Source organism: Methylobacterium sp. J-076, from assembly GCF_022829405.1.
Taxonomy (GTDB): Bacteria; Pseudomonadota; Alphaproteobacteria; order Rhizobiales; family Beijerinckiaceae; genus Methylobacterium.
In genome coordinates, this window is the sequence record NZ_JAKSXW010000035.1 from 1 (window position 1) to 21,803 (window position 21,803).

Here is a 21,803-nt window from a genome sequence, read left to right on the forward strand (position 1 = left end):
CCCTCCCCCGCAGAGGGGGGAGGGGGCGCCTCATTCGGTCAGCTTCGCCGGTCGGAATCACGCGCGCCCCCCCCGCGCGCATCCCTCCCCCCTCTGCGGGGGAGGGTGGCCCCCGTCAGGGGGTCGGGAGCGGGGAGCGCCGGCGCAGGACAGGGCACCGCCCCGCCCGACGCGCTCAGCCCTCTCCGGAGGCCGCGTTCCCCACTCCCGACCCCTGCTCACGCAGGGGCCCCCCTCCCCCGCAGAGGGGGGAGGGGGCGCCTCATTCGGTCAGCTTCGCCGGTCGGAACGACACGCGCCCCCCGCGCGCGCCCTCCCTCCGCGGGAGAGAGAGCGCCTCGTCCGGGTCGTGCTAGCGATGCACCAGCACGTTGCGGAACTGCCACGGGTCGCTGGTGTCGATGTCCTCCGGGAACAGGCCCGGGCGGTCGGTGAGGGGCGTCCAGTCGGTGTAGACCCCGACGACCGGGCCGAGATACGGCGTCTGCACCTCGAGACAGCGGCGGAAGTCGATCTCGTCGGCTTCCACGATGCCGGCCTCGGGGTTCTCGATCGCCCAGACCATCCCGGCGAGCACCGCGCTCGTCACCTGCAGGCCGGTGGCGTTCTGGTAGGGGGCGATCCGCCGGGTCTCCTCGATGGAGAGCTGCGAGCCGTACCAGTAGGCGTTCTTGGCGTGGCCGTAGACCAGCACGCCGAGCTCATCGATGCCGTCGACGATCTCGGTCTCGTCCAGGATGTGCTGCGTCTCCTGCACCGTGCCGGCGTTGCCCCACATCTCGTGGAGCGACAGCACCGCGTCGTCCGCCGGGTGGTAGGCGTAGTGGCAGGTCGGACGGTACACCGCCTGATCGCCCTCGCGGACCGTGTAGTAGTCGGCGATCGAGATCGCCTCGTTGTGGGTCACGAGGAAGCCGAACTGCGCGCCGGCGGTGGGGACCCAGGTGCGCACGCGGGTGTCGGCGCCGGGCTGGAGCAGGTAGATCGCGCAGCGCGAACCGCTCGTCTGCTCGCGGGCGTTCTCCGGCTTCCACGTCTCGTTCGTGCCCCAGCCGAGCTCGGCCGGCTGGTTGCCCTCGGAGACGAAGCCCTCGACCGACCAGGTGTTGACGAACACGCCCCGCGGCTTCGGGTTCTTGGCCCGCTGCGTGTCGCGCTCGGCGATGTGCACGCCCTTCACGCCGAGCTTGTGCATCAGCGCCGCCCACTCCTCCCGGCTCGTCGGCTCGGGGGTGGTGAGGCCGGTGTCCTTGGCGATGTTCAAGAGCGCCTGCTTCACGAACCACGAGACCATGCCCGGGTTGGCGCCGCAGCAGGAGACCGCGGTCGGCCCGCCCGGATTCTGCCGGCGGGCGGCGAGGATGTCCTCCCGGAGCGCATAGTTGGTGCGGTCGCCCTGGCTGCGGCTCTTGTCGAAGTAGAAGCCCGGCCACGGCTCGGCGACGGTGTCGACGTAGAGGGCGCCGAGCTCCCGGCACAGCTCCAGGATCGCCCGCGAGGAGGTGTCCACCGACAGGTTCACGCAGAAGCCCTGGCCGCCGCCCTCGGTGAGGAGGGGGGTGAGGACCTCGCGGTAATTCTCCGGCGTCAGCGCCACCGTCTCGAAGCGCAGGCCGTGCTTCTCCGCCAGGGCCTTGTGGGTGTCGACCGGGTCGATCACCGTGAAGCGGGCCTTGTCGTATTCGAAGTGGCGCTCGATCAGCGGGAGCGTCCCGCGCCCGATCGAGCCGAAGCCGATCATCACGATGGGGCCGCTGATGCGGCCGTGGATCGGCCAGCGCGTCGGCGCGTCGGTCATGCTGAATCCTCGTCTGGTGGGCGGCGCGGGCGCCGCGAGTTCGCACAGGGCGGCGGTAGGCCGCGCAGGTGACAGTTCGGCGACGGTCAGGCCCGGGCGGGGCCTGCGTCACGATGGTTCGCTCCATGGCGTTTCGGCCCGGCAGGGTCAACAGGGCGGGCTCCCGGGCCGAATCCTACCGATCGATGAACGCGGCATGCCCTGAGCCATGTGAATGCCGCATGGCTCGGCGGCTTCATCAGCCGTTGGTGAACATTTCCGGGACGCTCATATTGCGTTGCAACAGACGGGAACAGCCGTCACGGAAACGTCTGAGCCTATCGACACGGAGTCGTCATGCTCGCTTTCATCACCGCCCGCGTTCCGTCCCCCGTCCAGGAAGTCGCCGACCGCGACCCGGGGATCTTCACCCTCGCCTTCGCCCTGCTGCGCACCGTGCGCCGGACGTCGGCCGAGGCGTTCACGCTCCACTGCAACCTGATGGCCAAGGCGGGCGGCCCCAACCCGTTCTGACCGGCGGAACCGAACCCGGTTTCACGGCCGGCGCGATTGCGCCGGCTCCGGTGAGGCGCTAGGCGGCAACCCGTCCGTTTGGAGTCCGGGGAACTGACACGATGCCGCTGACACGCGTGCCCGCCCGCCGCGCGGCGCTGCTCCTCGCCGCGCTGCTCACCGCCACGGGCGCCGCGGCGCAGGACGCGGAGCCGGCCGGCGAGCCCGCGGCCCCCGCCGAGGCGGCCGCCCCGCCCAGGGCCAAGCCGAAGCCCAAGCCGGCGCCCAAACCCGCCCCCAAGGCGGCGCAGACCCCCGCCCCGGCCCCCGTCTCCGCATGGCCCCCAGGCGCCACCAGCGTCAGCGAGAGCTACGGCGACTGGACCGTCTCCTGCGTCCGGCCCGAGGCCCAGACCACCTGCATCGTGGTCCAGTCCCAGGGTGATTCGAAGACCGGCCGCCGCAAGTTCGGCTTCGAGCTGAACGTCCCGAAGGACGGCCGGGCCGAGGGGGTGATCCTGATGCCGTTCGGCATGGCGATCGATCCCGGCGTGACCTTCAAGCTCGACGAGCAGACGCTGGGGAAGGGCGCGCCCTATTCCACCTGCTCGGGGGAGGGGTGCCTCGTGCCGATCAGCTTCCCGACGCTCGCCACCGACGGGATGCGCAACGCCAAGACCCTGACGATCACCGGCCAGAAGTCGGGCGGCATGGGCAGCAACGAGCCGGCGGCGATCGTCGTCCCCCTCACCGGCTTCCCGCAGGCCCTGGACCGCGCCGCCGCCCTCAGCGGCTGACGGGGGCTTCACCCCCCCGTGATGGCGCCTCCGCCCGGCGGGCCAGCATGTCCGGGCGGCGTGTGGAAAGCGCCCGCCGCCCGGACATGCCCCACCTTCGCCCGCGACTGGCGGCGGGGGCACCGACGCACCGGATCCTCGTCCTACGGTTAAGCCGGCATTAGCCGCGGCCGTGCAGGGTGTGCGGAGTGTGGCGTCGGGATCGGGTCTGCTCGGACGATGGGAGCTTTGCGCAGGCGAAACCGGGAAGGCCGTAGCCTGCGCGCCCGCTCCGTGCCGGTGTGGGCGGCGCTGCCCCTGGCGGCCCTCCTCCTGGCCGCCGGGCTCGATCCGGCGCTCGCCGCCAAGCTCGTCTCCGCCAAGGGCGCCGAGTCCGGGGGCTACGGGCGCCTCGTCCTGACCTTCGACAAGCCGGTGACCGTCAAGGCCACCGTGTCCGGCGGCATCCTGATCCTGGGCTACGGCGAGCGCGCCACGGCGGGGCCCGAGCGCCTGTCCGAGGAACTGCCGAGCTACGTCTCCGCCGTCCGCCGCGACCCGGACGGCACCGGCCTGCGCCTCGCCCTCCAGCGCCCCGTGCGGGCCAACGTCCAGCTCGCGGGGGAGCACGTCTTCGTCGATCTGCTGCCGGAGAGCTGGAAGGGGCTCCTGCCGGCCCTGCCGCAGGAGATCGTGGCCGACCTCGCCCGCCGGGCCCGGGCCGCCGAGGAGGCGCTCCAGGCGCGGGTGGTCCTGCCGCCGCCCAAGGCGCTGCCCCTCGACCTCGCCCGCCTGCCGACCCTGACGCGCTTCTCCCTGCGCCTGCCCAACGACGCCGCGGCGACCCTGACGACGGAGGGAGCGGCCACGCGCCTGCGCGTCGCGGGCCGCTTCACCATCGATGCGGGCGACGTGCGCGGCCGCCCCCGGCCCGGGGTGTCCGCCCTGGCCACCGACGCCGACGACGGCTCCGCCAGCCTGATCCTCACCCCCGCCGAGGGCTACACCGTCACCGGCGAGCGGGAGGACGGGTTGTTCACCCTCGACGTGGTTCGCAAGGCCCCGCCCGCCCCCGCGAAGACCTCCGAGGTCGCGGTGCCGGAGGCCCCCGCCGCGCCCGCGGCCCGGGAGCCGTCCCCGCTCAAGGCGCCCCCCAGGGACGCTCCGAAGGACGCCGCGAAGGACGCCCCCCGGGACGCGTCCGCCCCCCCGAAGGCTGCCCCTGCGGCCGAGGCCGTGCCGACCCGTCCGGCCGGGTCGGGGCTGGTCTTCCCCTTCGCCCGCCTGCCCGCCGCGGCCCTGTTCGAGCGCGGCGGCATCGCCTTCCTCGCCTTCGAGACGGCCGAGCCCGTCGCCGTGCCGCCCCCCGGCGCCACGGGCCTGCGGGCCCTGGGCGAGCCCCTGCGCTCCGGGCCGCTCACGATCCTGCGCTTCGCGGTGCCGGCGGGGCGGCTCGTGGATCTCGGCGCCGTCGTCACCCCCGGCGGCCCGGCCTGGGAGGTGTCGGCGGGCGAGGGCCTGAGCCCGAGCACCACCCTGGAGCCCGTGCGGCGGCCGAGCCCGTCCGGGCAGGTGGCGGTCGCCGTGGCGCTGCCGCGTCCGGGGGCGGCCGGCTGGCTCGACCTCGACGGCGAGCGGGTCGCCGTCGTGCCCTCCTCGGCCCTGGAGCCGGCGGGCAACCCCAAGAGCCGCCGCTTCGTGGATTTCGAGATCCTGCCGAGCCGCCACGGCCTCGCGGTGCTGGCGGCGGCCGACGACCTCGCCGTCCGCCCCGACCTCGACGGCGTGCTCATCGCCCGCGAGGGCGGCCTGTCGGCCTCCAACGCCCCGAAGCGGCCGGAGGCGATGCTGGACGTGCCCGGCGCCGTGGCCATCGACCGGGCCGCCTGGGAGAAGGCCCGCCTCGGCAACGTGCGCGAGACCCTGCGCGGGCTCCTGACGGCGGCGGCGATGGGGCCGGCGATCGAGCGCGGCCCGGCCCGGATGGCCTTGGCCCGCGCCTCCCTCGCCGCCGGCTTCGCCGTGGAGGGCCTCGCCGCCCTGGAGGCCGCCGCCGCCGACGACCCGCTGATCTCCGAGGCCCGCGACACGGCGGTCCTGCGCGGGATCATCCTGGAGCATGTCGGCCGGCACGCCGAGGCGCTGAAGGCGCTCTCCACCCCGGCCCTCTCGGCCGATCCCGAAGCCGCCCTGTGGCGCGCGGCGGCCGCGGCGGGGCTCGGCGACTGGACGGGGGCCGAGACCGGCTTCCAGAAGGTCTTCTCCCTGGCCGAGCGCTACCCGGCGGATCTGGGCGATGCCCTGCGCGCCACGGCGGCCGAGGCCGCCATCGAGACCGGCGACACGGAGACCGCCGCCGCCCGCGCCGGCGATGGCCGCGAGCTCCATCCCCTGGTCCGGGACCGGCTCGCCCTGGTGCGGGCGCGGGTCGCGGAGGCGACGGGGCAGGGTGCGGCCGCCCTCGACGCCTACGGCAAGCTCGCCGAGGGCGCGGAGCGGCCGGTCGCCGCCGCCGCGTCCCTGCGCGGGACGCTCCTGGCGCGGGCGACGGGCAAGATCGACATCGGGACGGCGATCGAACGCCTGGAGCGCCTCGCCCTGATCTGGCACGGGGGCGCCCTGGAAGAGGCGATCAATGCCGGCCTCGCCCGCCTCTACCTCGCGGACGGGCGCTGGCGGGCGGCCTTCACGGCGGTGCGCCGGGCCAACACCCTCGCCCCGAACTCGCCCGTGTCGCGCGCGCTCACCGCCGAGGCGCAGGGCGCCTTCGAGGACCTGTACCTCGCGGGCAAGGGCGACACCCTCACGGGCGTCGCCGCCGTGGCCCTGTATTTCGACTTCAAGGAGCTGGCGCCCATCGGGCGGCGGGGCGACGCGGTGGTGCGCCGCCTCGCGGATCGGCTGGTGGGCCTCGATCTGCTCGACCCGGCCGCCGACCTGCTGCAGTACCAAGTCGACAACCGCCTCGCCGGCCCGGCGAGGGCCGCCGTGGCGGCCCGGCTGGCCACCGTCCTGCTGATGGACGGCAAGCCGATGCGGGCCCTCACCGCCCTGGAGACGACCGACCAGCCGGAACTCCCCGGCGAACTGCGCCGCGCCCGCTCCCTGGTCCGCGCCCGCGCCCTCTCGGACCTCACCCGCACCGACCTCGCCCTAGAGGCGATCGAGGACGAGGCCGGGCCGGACGTGGCCCGCCTGCGGGCGGACATCCTGTGGAGCGCGCGGCGCTGGCGGGAGGCCGGGGAGGCGCACGAAGCGCTGCTCGGCGAGGCGTGGCGCTCCGGCGCCCCCCTGGACGAGGCCTCCCGCGGGGACGCCATCCGCGCGGCCGTCGCCTACGACCTCTCGGGCGAGCGGCTGGGCCTGGAGCGGCTGAAGGCGAAGTTCTCCGGGCCGATGGCCCTGGGGCCGGACGCGCGGACCTTCGCCCTGCTCACCAGCGACGGGGCGGCGCGCGCCCCCGGCTTCCGGACCATCGCCTCGCGGGCGACCAAGGCGGAGACGCTCTCGGCCTTCCTCAGCGAGTACCGCAAGCGCTACCCCGAGGTCGCGGTCCCGGACCGCGGTACGGCCAAGACCGAGGGGAGCCAGAGCCGTGCCGACACCCCCGCCGCCCCGCCGGGCTGAGGGAGGCCGGGGCGCGACCCGGCCTCCCTCGTCCGATCGGGGCCGCTCCCGCGACGACGGCTGTCCGGCGAGACCTTCAGGGGGCGGCGGACGGGCGGTCCGCGCGTCCCCTCACACCGCCTGGGCCATCGGCACGACGTTGTGCAGGGACTTGTCCGCCGCGTCGAAGAAGCGGCGCAGGTTGCGCGCGGCCTGCCGGATGCGCTGCTCGTTCTCGACCAGGGCGATGCGGACATAGTCGTCGCCGTGCTCGCCGAAGCCGATGCCCGGCGCCACCGCCACGTCCGACTTCTCCAGGAGCAGCTTCGAGAATTCGAGGCTGCCCATCGTCCGGTACCGCTCGGGGATCGGCACCCAGGCGAACATCGAGGCCGCCGGGGCCGGGATCTTCCAGCCGGCCTTGCCGAAGGAATCGACCAGGGCGTCCCGGCGCTTCTTGTAGGTGGCGCGCATCTCGTGGATGCACTCGTCCGGCCCGTTCAGGGCGGCGGTGGCCGCCACCTGGATCGGCGTGAAGGCGCCGTAATCGAGGTAGGACTTCACCCGCGTCAGGGCGGCGAGCAGCCGTTCGTTGCCCACCGCGAATCCCATCCGCCAGCCGGCCATGGAGTAGGTCTTCGACAGGGAGGTGAACTCCACCGTGCAGTCGATGGCGCCGGGCACCTGCAGCACCGAGGGCGGCGGCTCGCCGTCGAAATACACCTCGGCATAGGCGAGGTCGGAGAGCAGGATCAGCTCGTGCTTCTTCGCGAAGGCCACGAGGTCCCGGTAGAAGTCGAGCCCCGCGACGTAGGCCGTCGGGTTCGAGGGGTAACAGACGACGAGCGCCACCGGCTTCGGGATGGAGTGCTGCATCGCCCGCTCCAGGGCGGGGAACATGGCGGGCGTCGGCTCGGCCGGCACGGAGCGGATCACCCCCCCGGCCATCAGGAAGCCGAAGGCGTGGATCGGGTAGCTCGGGTTCGGCACCAGCACCACGTCGCCCGGGGCGGTGATCGCCTGGGCCATGTTGGCGAAGCCCTCCTTGGAGCCCAGCGTCGCCACCACCTGCGTGTCGGGGTTGAGCTTCACGCCGAAGCGGCGCTCGTAGTAGCCGGCCTGGGCACGGCGAAGGCCGGCGATGCCCTTGGAGGCGGAATAGCGGTCGGTGCGCGGCCGGCCGGCGGTCTCGCACAGCTTGGCGATGACGTGCCGGGGCGCATCCAGGTCCGGGTTGCCCATGCCGAGGTCGATGATGTCGGCGCCGTTGGCCCGGGCGGCGGCCTTGATCCGGTTCACCTGCTCGAACACGTAGGGCGGGAGGCGCTTGATGCGGTGAAAGTCGGTCATCGGCGTTTCCATGGGCGCGCCCGCTTCGTTCAGGTCCCTGTTGGGCGCGAACCGCTGCCTATAGCAGAGCCGGCTCCGCCCGCCGACCCTTAAAAATCCGGATCACTGCGGCGGGGGCGTGGCTGATCCGGCGGGGGCCTTCGCCGCCGGATCGGCGGGCGGCGCGGTGCCCTTGGAACCGCCCTTGCCGACCCCCTTGCCCGCGCTCTCGGCCGCATGCCCCCGGGCCACGTTGCGCCCGCGGGCGCCCTCCAGCTCCGATTCCAGCGCCCTCTGGCCCTCGGCAGTCTTGGGCCGGATGGTCCGCCGTGGCGCATCGACGCCCACCGCCATGAAGTCCGGTGTTTCCTTCGGCCGGGAACTTGTCACGAAGTCGGGGGCATCCACCTTCCTAGGCCCGTAGCCCGCATCGGCGGCGAGGGTCCGGACGGCATCGCCCGAGCAGCCGGCCAGCGGGACGGCGAGAAGCGTGGCGAGGACACAGCGGCGCAGGGCGGCCGTCATAGGGGCTCCTCCCGCGCCAGTTATGGACTGCGCGATGAGAACATGGGGCGGTTGTCGCGGGGGAATCCCGCACCGGGGTGGCGAAACCTCCGGCTGGCTCCTTATTGTGTCGTAAACGAGGCTCGCCCCCGAAGGCGCGCCGGGACGGACGAGGGAGGCAAGCCCGTGACGAGCCCGCAGCAAAGGCAGGCGGCGGAGAAAGCCGCGCCCAACCCATCCCCGACGAAGCAGGCGGACCAAGTCCCCGCCCTGCCGGATTTCGAGGCGATGTCGCGCAATGCCGGCCAGCTCGTGGAAGCGCTGGGCCGGAGCGCCGCGCGCTACATGAAGCCCGATGCCCCGGCCGGCCCCTCCGCGGAGGTGGGCGAGATGGTCCGCACCCTCGGCCGGGTCGCCGAATCGTGGCTGTCCGACCCGAACCGCACCCTCGAGGCGCAGACCCGGCTGTCGCAGGACTTCCTCTCGCTCTGGGGCTCGACCTACCAGAAGCTCCAGGGGCAGGAGGCGCTCCCCGTGGCGGCGCCCGAGCCCCGGGACAACCGGTTCGCCCACCCCGACTGGTCGGCCAACCCCTATTTCGACTTCATCAAGCAGGGCTACCTCATCGCCACCCGCTGGGCGGAGGATCTGGTGGAGGATGCCGACGGCCTCGACGAGCACACGAAGCACAAGGCGCAGTTCTACCTGCGGCAGGTGACGAGCATGCTCTCGCCCTCGAACTTCCTGGCTACGAACCCGGAGCTGATCCGCCACACGCTGGCCGAGAACGGCGCCAACCTCGTCCGCGGCCTCAGGATGTACGAGGAGGATCTGGAGGCGGGCGGCGGGGCGCTCCGGGTGCGCCAGACCGACCCGACCGGCTTCGAGGTCGGCCGCAACATGGCGGTGACGCCGGGGGAGGTGGTGTTCCGCAACGAGCTGATCGAGCTCATCCAGTATGCGCCGACCACGGAGACGGTGTTCAAGCGCCCGCTCCTGATCGTGCCCCCGTGGATCAACAAGTTCTACATCCTCGACCTGAACCCCCAGAAGAGCCTCATCAAGTGGATGGTCGACCAGGGGCTGACCGTCTTCTGCATCTCGTGGGTGAACCCGGACGAGCGGCACGCCGAGAAGGACTTCGAGTCCTACATGAACGAGGGGATCGAGGCGGCCATCGACGCCGTGGGGGCGGCGACGGGGGAGAGCGAGGTGGCGGCGGCGGGCTACTGCGTCGGCGGCACGCTGCTGGCGGTGACGCTCGCCATGCAGGCGGCCACCGGCCGGCGGCGGATCGGCAGCGCCACCCTGCTGACCACCCAGGTGGACTTCACCCATGCCGGCGACCTGAAGGTCTTCGCCGACGAGGAGCAGATCAAGGAGATCGAGGCGCGCATGGGCGAGCGCGGCTACCTCGAAGGCGCGCGCATGGCCAACGCCTTCAACATGCTGCGGCCGAACGACCTGATCTGGCCCTACATCGTCAACAACTACATCAAGGGCAAGACGCCGTCGGCCTTCGACCTGCTGTACTGGAATTCCGACGCCACCCGGATGCCGGCGGCGAACCATTCCTTCTACCTGCGCAACTGCTACCTGGAGAACAACCTCGCCAAGGGGAAGATGGTGCTCGGCAACGTGCGCCTCGACCTGAAGAAGGTGAAGGTGCCGGTCTTCAACCTCGCGACCCGCGAGGACCACATCGCCCCCGCCCTCTCGGTGTTCAAGGGATCGAAGCGGTTCGGCGGGCCGGTGGACTACGTGCTGGCGGGCTCGGGCCACATCGCCGGGGTGGTGAACCCGCCGGCCAAGCCGAAATACGGCTACTGGACCGGCGGCCCGGTGAAGGGGAAGTTCGAGGAATGGCTCGGCGCCGCGGTCGAGTCTCCCGGCTCGTGGTGGCCCTACTGGCTGCGCTGGATGGAGGCGCAGGCCCCCGAGCGGGTCCCCGCCCGCGTCCCCGGCGGCGGCGCCCTGCCTTCCCTCGGCCCGGCGCCGGGCACCTACGTGAAGGTGCGCTCCTGAGGGGCGGCCGCCGCATCGCCGCGCGCGGCATCTCCCTCTCCCCGCCCGCACCTCGTCGTGTCGGCGGGACGCGAGAGGCGAAGCCGGAGCGGCGGTGAGGGGGCGAGCCGGACGGGCCTCCTCGGGCAGCCCCCGCACCGCCGGCTGCCGCCTCGCTTCGCCCCCGGCAAGGGGGGCTCAGCCCTCTCCCCGCAGGCGGAGAGAGGGGGATGCGCGGGGCCTGCCGAGCCCCCCGCAGACCGGGAACACTCCCCCATCCGCCTCGGAGCCGCTATGGTGCGGGCCACGAACGGGGTCTTCGAGAGGTTGCACGATGAAGCTGATCCGCCATGGCGCGCCCGGTGACGAGAAGCCCGGTCTGGTGGATGGGCAGGGGGGCTACCGCGACCTGTCGGGCCTCGTGAAGGACATCGCCGGGCCGGCGCTGTCGCCGGAATCCCTCGCCCGGCTCAAGCTGCTCGACCACGAGCGGCTGCCGCTGCTGCCGCCGGACACGCGGCTCGGCCCCTGCGTCGGCGGCACCCGCAACGTGGTGGCGATCGGCCTCAACTATGCCGACCACGCCGCGGAGACCGGCTCGCCGATCCCCTCCGAGCCGATCGTGTTCAACAAGGCGCCCTCCAGCCTGTGCGGGCCCAACGACACGGTGATCCTGCCCAAGGGCTCCTCCTGCACCGATTGGGAGGTGGAGCTGGCGGTGGTGATCGGCCGCCCGGCGAGCTACGTCCACGCCAACGAGGCCCTCGACTACGTGGCCGGCGCCTGCATCTGCAACGACGTCTCCGAGCGCGACTGGCAGATGAACCGCGGCCCCACCTGGACCAAGGGCAAGAGCGCCCCGACCTTCGGGCCGCTCGGCCCCTGGCTCGTCACCCTGGACGAGATCGCGGACCTCAAGAACCTCGCCATGAGCCTCGACGTGAGCGGCGAGCGCCGCCAGACCGGCTCGACGGCGACGATGATCTTCGACGTGCCGCAGATCGTGGCCTACTGCTCGCACTTCATGCTGCTGGAGCCCGGCGACGTCATCACCACCGGCACGCCCCCCGGCGTCGGCCTGGGCATGAAGCCCCCGCGCTACCTCAGGGAGGGCGACGAGATGGTGCTGCGCATCCAGGGCCTCGGCGAGCAGCGGCAGAAGGTCGTGGCCTTCGACGCCTGGACCGCAAGGGCCGCGGCGGGGGCTTGATTTTTTGCAGCCAAGGCTTGCAAGACACAGCATGAACGATGCTGCCGTGACCCTCCGGGACGACATCCGCCACGATTGGACCGTGGACGAGATCCGGGCGATCCATGACGGGCCGCTGATGGACCTCGTGTTCCGGGCGGCGACGATCCATCGCCGCTACAACGACCCCGCCGACATCCAGCGGGCCTCGCTCCTGTCGATCAAGACAGGCGGGTGCCCGGAGGATTGCGCCTACTGCCCCCAATCGGCCCACCACAAGGAGGCCGGGATGGGGCGGGAGCGCCTGATGGCCACCGAGACGGTGCTGGCCGAGGCCGCCGCCGCCAAGGCCGCGGGGGCCCACCGCTTCTGCATGGGCGCCGCATGGCGCCAGCCGAAGGACGGGCCGGAATTCGACGCGGTGCTCACCATGGTCCGGGGTGTGCGCGCCATGGGCATGGAGGCCTGCGTGACCCTCGGGATGCTCTCGCCCTCGCAGGCGGACCGCCTCGCCGAGGCGGGGCTCACCGCCTACAACCACAACCTCGATACCGGGCCGGACTTCTACGGCGACATCATCTCCACCCGCACCTACGAGGACCGGCTCCGCACCCTGGAGAACGTCCGCGCGGCGGGGATCGGCGTCTGCTGCGGCGGCATCGTCGGCATGGGCGAGGAGACGACCGACCGGGCCGCCATGCTCCAGGTGCTCGCCACCCACGCCCCGCATCCGGAGAGCGTGCCGATCAACGCCCTCGTCGCCGTGCCGGGCACCCCGCTCGCCGACCGGCCGGCGGTGGACCCGTTCGACCTCGTGCGGATGTGCGCCACGGCCCGCATCGTGATGCCCCGGGCGAGGGTGCGCCTCAGCGCCGGCCGCAAGGGCCTCACCCGCGAGGCGCAGACCCTGTGCTTCCTGGCCGGCGCCAACTCGATCTTCTACGGCGAGCGCCTGCTCACCACCGCCAACGCCGACGAGGATGCGGACGTGGCCCTGCTGGCCGACCTCGGCATCCGCGTCCCCGTCGAGACCCGCGCCGCGGCGGAGTAGGCCTCTCGCGCCCCTCCCCCGATCCCTGCGTCGTCATCCAATCCCGTCTTTAGCCTCGCAGAGACGGAAGGGGTGCGGCTTCCCCTCTCCCCGCAAGCGGGGAGAGGGACGCGACGACCCCGTCGTCGGCGCGTCGAGGCGGCAGCCGAAGGTGAGGGGGCTCCCCGAACGAGCCTCCTCCGGCTCGCCCCCTCACCCCGCTCCGGCGTCGCCTTCGCTCCCCGCCGACACGACGGGGTGTCGGCGGGCCTCTCCCCGCAAGCGGGGCGAGGGGGCCAAGCGAAAACACCTTTCCGGCCAGCCTTCCAGGATCCCGGTGGGACGCGAGGGAAGGGCCGTGATCCGGCCCTCACGCCGCCGGCAGGACGATGCGGAACTGCGTGCCGCCCGGGAATTCGTCGAGGCCGAGGGTGCCGCCGTTCATCTCCACCAGCTCGGCGGCGATCGGCAGGCCGAGGCCGGTGCCGCCGGCCCGCACCGAGCCCTGGAAGGGCGCGAACAGGTTCTGCCGCGCCCGGAGCGGCAGGCCGGGGCCGTTGTCGGCGACGAGGATCGTCACCCGGCCCTCCGGCCCGGCCTCCGCGCTCACCCGCACCACCGCGTCGGCGGTGGCCGCGGCGTCGAGGGCCTGGACGGCGTTGCGCACGAGGTTGGCGAGCGCCCGGGACAATTGCTCCGAATCGGCCAGCACCGCGAGCCCCTGCGCCTGCGCCACCACCGCCACCGGCCGGGTGGCGAGGGCGGCCACGTCGGACAGGTCCGCGAAGAGCGGCGCCAGGGGCGTCGGGGCGAGCTGCGGCTCCGGCTCGATCGCCCGTCCGTAGGCCAGGGTGCCCTCGCAGAACCGGATCGCCCGGGCCAGCGTGCCCACGAGGAGCGGGGCGATGCGCTGCACCGTGGGGTCGGCGGTGGCCTCCAGGCGGTCGCCGAGGAGCTGCGCCCCGGTGAGCAGGTTGCGCAGCTCGTGGCTGATCTTGCTCACCGCGAGGCCGAGCTCGGCGAGGCGGCGCTTCTGGCGGAGCTGGTCGGCGAGGCCCCGCTGCATCTTGGCCAGGGCCTCCTCGGCCTGCCCGATCTCGTCGGTGCGGCCCGAGGAGGCGATGATCCGCCCGGCATCCTCCGGCGCGTCGGCGAAGGCGGTGATGTTGGTGGCGAGCCGGCTCATCGGGCGCACGATCAGCACCTGCAGCACCACGAAGACGAGCCCCGCCGCCACCGCCGCGATGATCAGCGAGGAGACGGCGAGGCGCAGGGCGTAGTCGATCATCGCCGTGCGCAGGGGTGCCTCGTCGAGGAGGATCTCCACCCGGCTGAACCCCGGCCTGCCCTGCCCCACCACGCGGATCGGCTCGCTCACCGGCGAGACCAGCGTCCGCCACGCCCCGCGCAGGGACGCCCAGGTGGAGACCGAGCCGAGGTCCACCGTGTCGGCGACCCGCTCGGGGATGGGCTCGATGGCGAGCAGGCGCTGCGCCCCGCCACCGCGCACGGCGATGGCCCGGGCGTTGACGCTGGCCAGCAGCCGGCTTTCGAGGTCCTCCGTGACGGGCTCGGCGGTCCGGCCGTCGAGGACCAGGGCGGCCACCTGCGCGGCGGCCAGCCGGTCGTCCATCCACTCAATGCGGTAATTGGCGACCGCGGGGACGAAGGTCAGGATCTCCGCCACCACCACGAAGGCGACGGTGACGAGGAACAGCCGTCCGGACAGCCCGAGGCGCCGCGGGCGCAGCGCGGCCCCGCCCCGCGCCGTGGCCATCACGTCACGAGCCAATCCGACAATGCTGTCGGTGTTTGAAGCCACCCTCGTCGCGCCCCCCACTCCAACCACTTCCGATTGAGCGCCCTGTCTTGAGCACATCGGGCGGTGGAGCAGCCCCCGTCGATAGCCCCGGCCGGCGCCAGCGTCGAGGGAGAGGATGGCCCGGCCCGTATGAATCCGTGCAGAACGAGGCCGCCCGGCCTAGCCCCGGGCGCGCAGCCGGCGGCTGAGGACGAGGCTGACGAGGCCGAACGCCCCGAGGAGGCCGAGGCCCAGGACCATCTTGCCCGTGACGAAGGCGGAGGGCGACAGGGCGTCGTCGCAGGCGAGCCCGCCCCCGGCGCGGCAGGCGGCCCGGGCCGCCTCGTGGGCGGCGACCACGTCCTCGATCCCCGCCCCCGTGGTGGCGTAGACGAAGGCGCCGGGCAGGAGGCCGAGGAAGGTGGCGGCGACGAAGGTCCGCATCCTCACCCCGCAGGCGGCCGGGGCGAGGTTCGTCATCCAGAACGGGAACAGCGGCAGCACGCGGAAGGTGGCGATGTAGCCGAACGCGTCCCGCCGGAACGCGGCGGCGAGGCGCTCCAGCCGCGGGCCGCCGAACCGCTGCAGCAGGTCCCGGCCGGGGCCGCGGCCGATGGCGAAGACCAGCGCGCCCCCCGTCGTCGCGGCGCAGACCGCCAGCAGCGCCCCCGGCACGATGCCGAACAGGAAGCCGCAGATCATTGTGAGGATCAGCGTCGCCGGCACGGAGACGATCACCGCCCCGAGATAGACGAGGTAGGCCGCGACCAGGGCGCGGAGGGGGCCGGCCTCCACGAAGGCCTTCAGCCACGCCCGCGAGGCGAGCAGCCTGTCGAGGCTGAGCAGGTGTGCCGCGCCGGAGACGAGCACCGTCACCGAGAGGCCGACGAGGAGGACGAACGGCAGCCAGCGGCGGACCCGCCGCCAGCGGCTCTCCTGACCGCGCCCGGTGCTCACCCGGCCTTGCGCATCCGCAGGATCTTGAAGAAGCCGCCGGGGAAGGTGGGCTTCAGCCCCAGCACCTCGACGCCGTTGCGCCGGGCCCAGGCCTCGATCCGCGCCGCCTTGAAGTCCGACGACCAGCCGATCTTGGTGCAGAGCGGCGCGACGATCTCCTCCACCCGGGCGAGGGGGCCGTCATCCTGCCCGAAATGGTTGGCCAGCACGATCCCGCCGCCGGGCCGCACGACCCGCAGGAATTCGGAGAGCGCCGCCTCCGGGTCGGGCACGAGGGTGATGAGGAACTGCGCCACCACCGCGTCGAAGCTCGCGTCGGCGTAGCCGAGGTGGCACACGTCCATCACCTGCAGGCCGCGCACGTGGGTGAAGCCCCGCCGCCGGACCTTGCCCCGGGCGCGCTTCAGCATGTCCTCGGACAGGTCGACGCCGCAGACGAAGCTGCCCGGCGGGTAGTAGCCGAGCGCGAGCCCGGTGCCGACGCCGGCCTCCAGGATCCGCGGCCCGTGGACCGAGGCCGCCTCCACCGCCGCCCGGGCGGCGGGCTCGGTGAGCTTGTCGTAGACCACGTCGTAGACGGGGGCCCAGCGGGCATAGGCCTTGCGCATCAGGGCCGTGCTCGGCCCGGCCACCTGCGGCTCGCTCAACATGGCTCTCGGAGATTCCTGGGAGGGGTTGCGATCAGGCCGCTTCCAACGGCCGGGCGGAGAACGCGTCGATCCGCCGGATCGTGCCGCCGCCGAGGACCCGCGCGCGGGGTCCGTCGTCGTCGTAGATCACGCAGGCCTGGCCGGGGGAGACGCCGTCCTCCGATTCGGCCAGCACGATCTCCGCCCCGTCCGCATCGAGGGTCAGCAGGGCGGGCCGGGGCGGCCGGGTGGAGCGCACGCGCACCGCCACGGGCCGGTCGCGCACGGCCTGCCGGGGGCCGTCACCCAGCCAGTTCAGCTCGGTGAGGCGGATCCGCCGGGTGGCGAGGGCCGCGCGGGGGCCGACGACCACCCGGGCGGTCTCGGCCTCCAGGCGCACGACGTAGAGCGGCTCGCGCCCCGACAGGCCGAGGCCCCGGCGCTGCCCCACCGTGTAGTGCAGGATGCCCTCGTGGTGGCCGAGGATGCGGCCGGCGAGGTCCACGATCTCGCCGGGGCGGGCGGCGTCCGGGCGCAGGCGGGCGATCACGTCGCTGTAGCGGCCCTGCGGGACGAAGCAGATGTCCTGGCTGTCGGGCTTGTCGGAGATGGCGAGGCCGAGGTCCCGGGCCAGCGCCCGGGTCTCGTCCTTGCCCATCTCACCCAGGGGGAAGCGCAGGAAGGCGAGCTGCTCGGCCGTGGTCGCGTAGAGGAAGTAGCTCTGGTCCCGGGCCGGGTCCTTGGCCCGGTGCAGCGCCCGGCCGCCCTCCGGCAGGGGGCGGCTGGCGACGTAGTGGCCGGTGGCCAGGGCGTCGGCGCCGAGTTCCCGGGCGAGCCCGAGCAGGTCTCGGAACTTCACGGTGCGGTTGCACTCGACGCAGGGGATCGGCGTCTCGCCCGCGAGGTAGCTCTCGGCGAACTTGTCGATCACCGCGTCGCGGAACCGGTCCTCGTAGTCGAGGACGTAATGGGGGATGCCGAGATGGTCCGCGGCGGCCCGGGCGTCGTCGATGTCCTGCCCCGCGCAGCAGGCGCCCCGGCGGTGGGTCGCCGCGCCGTGGTCGTAGAGCTGCAGGGTCACGCCCACCACGTCGAAGCCCTGCCGCTTGAGCAGGCCGGCGACGACGCTGGAATCGACGCCGCCGGACATGGCGACGACGACGCGCGTCTCGTGGGGAGGGTTGGGAAGGTCCAGGGTGTTCATCGCAGACAGCGTCATGCGGCCGTGCGCCCAGGGGCACCGGTCTGCCGGGCCTGTCTATAGACGCTGCGGGCCCCGGTGAAAACCGCCACCCGGCAGTTCCTGCCGGCCGGACGGCAGCTTCCGCCCCGGCGGAGGGGCCGGCGCGGGGCGGCGTCCCCATTTTTTCGTTTCATCGCAACGCGTTGGCCTGAAGTCCCGGCTGGCTCGTCCCTTGCTCCCTGCCGGGCAAGGAGCACATGCATGGCCTTGGCGACGGATCGGGTGGAGACGGCAGCGTGGCGCGCGCAGCCCCGGCGGGCTGCCGACGCGCCTCGGGCGGCCGATCCGAAACCCGCGCGTTTCGATGACATGCTGGCCAGGGCGGACACCCGGGCCAAGGCGGAAACCCGGGCCGACGCGGCGCAGGATCGCCGGAGCACGGACCGGACGGAGGCCGCGGATCGCCAGGCCGACCGGACCCGGGACGGGCAGGCCCCCGAGAGCCGCGACGCGTCCCCTCAGGACCGGAAGGTGGCCTCCCGCCCGGCCGACGCCGCATCCGCCCCGCCCGGGGGGAAGGCTGCCGGCGACAAGACCCAAGGCGGTGAGGGCGACAAGCCGGCCGGGGCCGACGCGCCCGCCGCGGATGCGGCCAAGAAGGCCAAGCCCGCCGACGAGTCCCCTCCGGCCGGCGAAATCTCGGTCAAGGCCGAGACCACCGCGGTGGCCCCCCCGGCCCCGGTGCTGCCGATCCAGCCGGCCCCGGCGCAGGCCTCGGCGCCCCCGTCCGGCGCCGCCGATACGGCCGAGACGGGCGCCGTCGCCGCCGGCCTCCCGAAGGCCGCCATCCCGCCCGGCACCGCAGCGGAGCCGGACGGAACGCCGTCCGCCGCCGGGACGGGGGATTCCGCATCCGCATCCGGATCCGCCCCCGCCGACGGCAAGGCCGACGGGGCGGGGGACTTCCTCGCCGCCCTCGGGGATGCCACCCAGGCCGGCACGCAAGCCGCCGCCGCCGACACCGCGCCTGCGGCGGCGCCGACCCAGGGCGTGACGCAGGGATCGACGGCCGCCCCGGCGGCTCCGGTCCATGCCGCCCCGGCGGCGGCGCCAGCGCCGCCGCCCATCCCGGTCGGGCAGGTGCCGATGACGATCGGCCTGCGCTCGCTCGCCGGTTCCAGCGAATTCCAGATCCGGCTCGACCCCGTCGAGCTCGGGCGGATCGACGTGAAGCTCGAGATCGACAAGGCCCGCGGCACGGTGGCGACGCACCTCGTGGTCGACCGGCCCGACACCCTCGCCCTGCTCCAGCGCGACGCCGGCCAGCTCCAGCAGGCGCTGACCCAGGCGGGGCTCGATCCGAGCGCCGGCGGCATCAACCTGTCCCTGCGCGGCGACGGCCAGGCCGGCGGGCAGGGGGGCGGCCAACCCGGCGGGGGCGAGGGGCGGCCGAACGCCCCCTGGGCCGCCGGCCGCACCGACACCCCGGCCGAGGCCGCCCCCGTGCAGAGGCTGCGCGGCTACGGCGGCCTCGACATCCGAATCTGAGGCGCGGCCATGGCCCGCGACCCCGTTCCCCCTTTCCAGGAGACCACCCCATGACCGCGGGCATTTCGAGCCTGGTGAACAGCAGCTCCTCGTCGTCCTCGTCGTCGAGTTCCTCGACCGGGGCGACCGGGCTGGCGAGCAACTTCACCCAGTTCCTGACCCTGCTGACGACGCAGCTCAAGAACCAGAACCCCCTCGACCCGATGGATACCAACCAGTTCACCCAGCAACTGGTGGAGTTCGCGGGCGTCGAGCAGCAGCTCAAGACGAACGATCGGCTCGACAGCATCCTCACCGCGTCGAAGTCGGCGAGTTCGGCCTCGGCCACGAGCTACATCGGCAAGACCGTCACCACGGACGGCACCTCGGCCCAGCTCCAGGACGGCTCGGCGACGTGGTCCCTCGACCCCGCCCGGGCGGCGACCAAGGCCGTGGTCACGATCAGCGACGCCAAGGGCAACGTGGTCGCCACCCAGACGACCTCGCTCAAGGCGGGCAGCCAGAACTTCACGTGGAACGGCAAGACCTCGGCGGGGATCACCTCGGCGGACGGCACCTATTCCCTCAAGGTCGCGGCCACCGACGCCACGGGTGCCAACATTGCCGTCGATACGAGCGTGACCGGAACGGTCACCGAAGTCGATCTCAGCGGAAGCACGCCGATGCTCTCTGTCGGCTCGCAGAAGGTGCCCCTGTCGAGCGTCCAGCAGATCGGGTTGTCCACAAGCGGTTCATGACGAATCACATCCGAGCGATCCGCTTCACCATCTCTTAGGTGGGCGCAAGTAGCTTCATCCCTCGACGGGTTAGTCGAGTGTAGAGCGTATCATGACCGAACCCCACCGCCCGAGAGTGAAATACGTGATCGGGCCCGACGGCAGTCCCCTGACCATCGCGGACCTGCCTCCGCCGACCACCCGGCGGTGGGTGATCCGCCGGAAGGCGGAAGTCGTCGCCGCCGTGCGCGGCGGCCTCCTCAGCCTGGAAGAGGCGTGCAAGCGGTACACGCTGACCACCGAGGAATTCCTGAGCTGGCAGTTCTCCATCGACCAGCACGGCCTCGCCGGCCTGCGCACCACGCGCATCCAGCACTACCGGCACTGACGGCGGCGGGACGTGCCCGCCGGACCTGGCAGCCGTCCCCCGAATCGCCCCCGCCGACCCCGAGCCGCGCCCGGTTTCCCCCCGGCGCGGCTTTCGCATGCGAGGGATGAACGCGCCGGCATTAACGGGTCGCTAACCACAAGCCGGGCAATTTCTGCCGAGTGGCCCCCTTCCGGGTCCACCCGCGTCCCGAGCGTCCCCCCCGTGAAGCCGATCATCGATCTCGTTACGAAGCTCGGCCCGGCCCGGCTCGCCGCGATGGCGGCCGTGACGCTGACCCTCATCGGCTTCTTCGCCTTCCTCATCCTGCGCGTCTCGCGGCCGGACATGGGCGTGCTGTTCTCCGACCTGTCGATGCAGGATTCGGCCGCCGTCATCCGCGACCTCGATGCCCGCGGCATCCGCTACGAGACCAAGGGCGACACGGGCCAGACGATCCTGGCCCCCCGGGCCGACCTGCCGCGCCTGCGCATGGACCTCGCCGGCAAGGGCCTGCCCGCCCAGGGGGGCGTCGGCTACGAGATCTTCGACAAGGGGGACGCGTTCTCCTCCACCAACTTCGTCCAGAACGTGAACCACCTGCGCGCCCTCGAAGGGGAGCTGGCCCGCTCGATCCGGGCCATCGGCCGGGTCCAGGCGGCCCGGGTCCACCTCGTCCTGCCGGAGCGGCGCCTGTTCGAGCGCGACCGGGAGACGCCCTCGGCGGCCATCGTCCTCAAGCTGATGGGCGACCTCGATCCGGGGCAGGTGCGGGCGATCCGCCACCTCGCCGCCTCGGCGGTGGAGGGGCTGCGCCCCGACCGGGTCTCCATCGTGGACGAGCGCGGGCGGCTGCTGGCCGACGGCGCCCGCGGCGCCGACCAGGAGGGCGCGGCGGCCCTGGAGGACCGGCAGGTCGGCCTGGAGAAGCGCCTGCGCGCGCAGATCGAGGACGTGGTGGCCGGCATCGTCGGCCCCGGCCGGGCGCGGGTGCAGGTGAACGCCGAACTCGACCTCAACCGGATCGAGAGCCGCTCCGAGACCTTCGACCCGGAAAGCCGGGTGGTCCGCTCCAGCCAGACCCGCACCGAATCCTCCCTCACCGGCAGCCCCGAGGGCGGGCCGACCAGCGTCGGCAACGAGCTGCCGGGGGCGAATGGCGGCGAGAAGGCCGCCGCGCAGAAGGACGCCACCAACAAGAACGAGGAGACCACGAACTACGAGATCTCCCGGGTCACCAAGACCGAGGTCGCCGAGGGCGGCCGGCTTAAGCGGCTCTCGGTGGCGGTGGTGGTGGACGGCGTCTACGCCACGGGGGCCGACGGCAAGCAGACCTACGCCCCCCGCCAGCCCGCGGAGATCGAGCGGATCACCGCCCTGGTGCGCAGCGCGGTGGGCTTCGACAAGGCCCGCGGCGACCAGATCGAGGTGGTGAACCTGCGCTTCGCCGAAGGGCCGGCCGGGTCGGCGCAGTTCGACGAGCCGGGCCTGGTCCAGTCCCTCCTGTCCCCCTCCAAGGAGGACGTGATGCGGCTGGGCGAACTCGGCGTCCTGGCACTGCTGACGCTCATCGTCCTGATGACCGTGGTGCGGCCGCTGGTGAAGCAGGTGCTGGCGCCGATCGCCGACGGGACCGGCGCGACGGTCGTGGGCGTCGAGGGCCTGCCCGCCGGGGCGACGATCACCCTGGCCGGGCCGGGCGGCGGCACGATGACCGTGGTGGACCGGGACAGTCCCGCCGCGCGGCTGATGGAATTCGCCAAGATCAACGGCCAGGTGCAGGCCGAGACGGTGCAACGCGTGGTCGACATGGTGCGCGCAAGCCCGGCCGAGACGGTCGAGGTGCTGCGCTCGTGGATCCACGAGGATTGAGC

Annotated in this window: 17 protein-coding genes; 10 read left to right on the forward strand and 7 right to left on the reverse strand. The window is 73.1% G+C overall.

Going from position 1 to position 21,803, the window contains the following annotated elements:
- Positions 1-352: 352 nt before the first annotated feature.
- Positions 353-1,798 (reverse strand): homospermidine synthase, encoded by a 1,446-nt coding sequence (locus MKK53_RS02340; protein WP_243926515.1) that lies wholly within the window; start codon positions 1,796-1,798, stop codon positions 353-355.
- 336 nt (positions 1,799-2,134) lie between these two features.
- On the opposite strand from MKK53_RS02340, the gene MKK53_RS02345 reads away from it, so the two are divergent.
- The 3 genes from MKK53_RS02345 (at position 2,135) to MKK53_RS02355 (ending at position 6,693) form a co-directional block, all read left to right on the forward strand.
- Positions 2,135-2,311, forward strand: a complete 177-nt coding sequence (locus MKK53_RS02345; protein ID WP_243926517.1) for a hypothetical protein — start codon at positions 2,135-2,137, stop codon at positions 2,309-2,311.
- Positions 2,312-2,412: 101 nt separating this feature from the next.
- Positions 2,413-3,087 (forward strand): invasion associated locus B family protein, encoded by a 675-nt coding sequence (locus MKK53_RS02350; RefSeq protein ID WP_243926519.1) that lies wholly within the window; start codon positions 2,413-2,415, stop codon positions 3,085-3,087.
- Between the two features lie 219 nt (positions 3,088-3,306).
- Positions 3,307-6,693 (forward strand): hypothetical protein, encoded by a 3,387-nt coding sequence (locus tag MKK53_RS02355; protein WP_243926521.1) that lies wholly within the window; start codon positions 3,307-3,309, stop codon positions 6,691-6,693.
- 111 nt (positions 6,694-6,804) lie between these two features.
- Here the strand turns inward: MKK53_RS02355 and MKK53_RS02360 are convergent, their stop codons facing one another.
- Together MKK53_RS02360 and MKK53_RS02365 are read right to left on the reverse strand one after the other, a co-directional pair.
- A complete protein-coding gene (locus tag MKK53_RS02360; protein WP_243926523.1) occupies positions 6,805-8,022 on the reverse strand; it encodes an LL-diaminopimelate aminotransferase in 1,218 nt (405 codons plus the stop codon).
- A 102-nt stretch (positions 8,023-8,124) separates the two neighbouring features.
- Positions 8,125-8,526, reverse strand: coding sequence for a hypothetical protein (locus tag MKK53_RS02365; protein WP_243926525.1), 402 nt, complete (start codon positions 8,524-8,526; stop codon positions 8,125-8,127).
- A gap of 267 nt (positions 8,527-8,793) precedes the next feature.
- On the opposite strand from MKK53_RS02365, the gene MKK53_RS02370 reads away from it, so the two are divergent.
- The 3 genes from MKK53_RS02370 to bioB all read left to right on the forward strand — a co-directional run bounded on the left by MKK53_RS02370 (position 8,794) and on the right by bioB (position 12,749).
- On the forward strand, positions 8,794-10,530 hold the full coding sequence (locus MKK53_RS02370; protein WP_243926574.1) for a PHA/PHB synthase family protein: 1,737 nt from the start codon (positions 8,794-8,796) through the stop codon (positions 10,528-10,530).
- A 313-nt stretch (positions 10,531-10,843) separates the two neighbouring features.
- Positions 10,844-11,719 (forward strand): fumarylacetoacetate hydrolase family protein, encoded by an 876-nt coding sequence (locus MKK53_RS02375; protein WP_243926527.1) that lies wholly within the window; start codon positions 10,844-10,846, stop codon positions 11,717-11,719.
- A gap of 31 nt (positions 11,720-11,750) precedes the next feature.
- On the forward strand, positions 11,751-12,749 hold the full coding sequence (bioB, locus tag MKK53_RS02380; RefSeq protein WP_243926529.1) for a biotin synthase BioB: 999 nt from the start codon (positions 11,751-11,753) through the stop codon (positions 12,747-12,749).
- A 349-nt stretch (positions 12,750-13,098) separates the two neighbouring features.
- Here bioB and MKK53_RS02385 read toward each other — a convergent pair whose 3' ends face one another.
- From MKK53_RS02385 to mnmA, 4 genes are all read right to left on the reverse strand, one after another.
- A complete protein-coding gene (locus tag MKK53_RS02385) occupies positions 13,099-14,505 on the reverse strand; it encodes a sensor histidine kinase (protein ID WP_243926576.1) in 1,407 nt (468 codons plus the stop codon).
- Positions 14,506-14,709: 204 nt separating this feature from the next.
- Positions 14,710-15,486 (reverse strand): TVP38/TMEM64 family protein, encoded by a 777-nt coding sequence (locus MKK53_RS02390; RefSeq protein ID WP_243926531.1) that lies wholly within the window; start codon positions 15,484-15,486, stop codon positions 14,710-14,712.
- Entirely contained in the window at positions 15,483-16,136 is a 654-nt protein-coding gene (locus MKK53_RS02395; RefSeq protein WP_243926533.1) for a class I SAM-dependent methyltransferase, read from the reverse strand. The genes MKK53_RS02390 and MKK53_RS02395 overlap by 4 nt, the downstream gene beginning before the upstream one ends.
- 31 nt (positions 16,137-16,167) lie before the next feature.
- Positions 16,168-17,319: a tRNA 2-thiouridine(34) synthase MnmA gene (gene mnmA, locus MKK53_RS02400; protein ID WP_243926578.1), complete on the reverse strand. Its 1,152-nt coding sequence runs from the start codon at positions 17,317-17,319 to the stop codon at positions 16,168-16,170.
- A 348-nt stretch (positions 17,320-17,667) separates the two neighbouring features.
- Here mnmA and MKK53_RS02405 point away from each other — a divergent pair, with 348 nt between their 5' ends.
- The 4 genes from MKK53_RS02405 to fliF all read left to right on the forward strand — a co-directional run bounded on the left by MKK53_RS02405 (position 17,668) and on the right by fliF (position 21,801).
- A complete protein-coding gene (locus tag MKK53_RS02405) occupies positions 17,668-18,846 on the forward strand; it encodes a flagellar hook-length control protein FliK (RefSeq protein ID WP_243926535.1) in 1,179 nt (392 codons plus the stop codon).
- Between the two features lie 50 nt (positions 18,847-18,896).
- Positions 18,897-19,583: a flagellar hook assembly protein FlgD gene (locus tag MKK53_RS02410; protein ID WP_243926537.1), complete on the forward strand. Its 687-nt coding sequence runs from the start codon at positions 18,897-18,899 to the stop codon at positions 19,581-19,583.
- A 91-nt stretch (positions 19,584-19,674) separates the two neighbouring features.
- Complete coding sequence (locus MKK53_RS02415) at positions 19,675-19,950, forward strand: DUF1153 domain-containing protein (RefSeq protein ID WP_238204121.1); 276 nt, start codon at positions 19,675-19,677, stop codon at positions 19,948-19,950.
- A 204-nt stretch (positions 19,951-20,154) separates the two neighbouring features.
- Positions 20,155-21,801: a flagellar basal-body MS-ring/collar protein FliF gene (gene fliF, locus MKK53_RS02420; protein WP_243926539.1), complete on the forward strand. Its 1,647-nt coding sequence runs from the start codon at positions 20,155-20,157 to the stop codon at positions 21,799-21,801.
- Positions 21,802-21,803: the final 2 nt, after the last annotated feature.

Coding starts and splice junctions, on each gene's coding strand:
- MKK53_RS02375 (WP_243926527.1), top strand. CDS start 10,844: ATGAAGCTGATCCGCCATGGCGCGCCCGGTGACGAGAAGCCCGGTCTG.
- MKK53_RS02410 (WP_243926537.1), top strand. CDS start 18,897: ATGACCGCGGGCATTTCGAGCCTGGTGAACAGCAGCTCCTCGTCGTCC.
- MKK53_RS02350 (WP_243926519.1), top strand. CDS start 2,413: ATGCCGCTGACACGCGTGCCCGCCCGCCGCGCGGCGCTGCTCCTCGCC.
- MKK53_RS02415 (WP_238204121.1), top strand. CDS start 19,675: ATGACCGAACCCCACCGCCCGAGAGTGAAATACGTGATCGGGCCCGAC.
- MKK53_RS02385 (WP_243926576.1), bottom strand. CDS start 14,505: ATGGCCACGGCGCGGGGCGGGGCCGCGCTGCGCCCGCGGCGCCTCGGG.
- mnmA (WP_243926578.1), bottom strand. CDS start 17,319: ATGAACACCCTGGACCTTCCCAACCCTCCCCACGAGACGCGCGTCGTC.
- MKK53_RS02345 (WP_243926517.1), top strand. CDS start 2,135: ATGCTCGCTTTCATCACCGCCCGCGTTCCGTCCCCCGTCCAGGAAGTC.
- MKK53_RS02395 (WP_243926533.1), bottom strand. CDS start 16,136: ATGTTGAGCGAGCCGCAGGTGGCCGGGCCGAGCACGGCCCTGATGCGC.
- MKK53_RS02405 (WP_243926535.1), top strand. CDS start 17,668: ATGCTGGCCAGGGCGGACACCCGGGCCAAGGCGGAAACCCGGGCCGAC.
- MKK53_RS02355 (WP_243926521.1), top strand. CDS start 3,307: ATGGGAGCTTTGCGCAGGCGAAACCGGGAAGGCCGTAGCCTGCGCGCC.
- MKK53_RS02340 (WP_243926515.1), bottom strand. CDS start 1,798: ATGACCGACGCGCCGACGCGCTGGCCGATCCACGGCCGCATCAGCGGC.
- MKK53_RS02365 (WP_243926525.1), bottom strand. CDS start 8,526: ATGACGGCCGCCCTGCGCCGCTGTGTCCTCGCCACGCTTCTCGCCGTC.
- MKK53_RS02370 (WP_243926574.1), top strand. CDS start 8,794: ATGTCGCGCAATGCCGGCCAGCTCGTGGAAGCGCTGGGCCGGAGCGCC.
- bioB (WP_243926529.1), top strand. CDS start 11,751: ATGAACGATGCTGCCGTGACCCTCCGGGACGACATCCGCCACGATTGG.
- MKK53_RS02360 (WP_243926523.1), bottom strand. CDS start 8,022: ATGACCGACTTTCACCGCATCAAGCGCCTCCCGCCCTACGTGTTCGAG.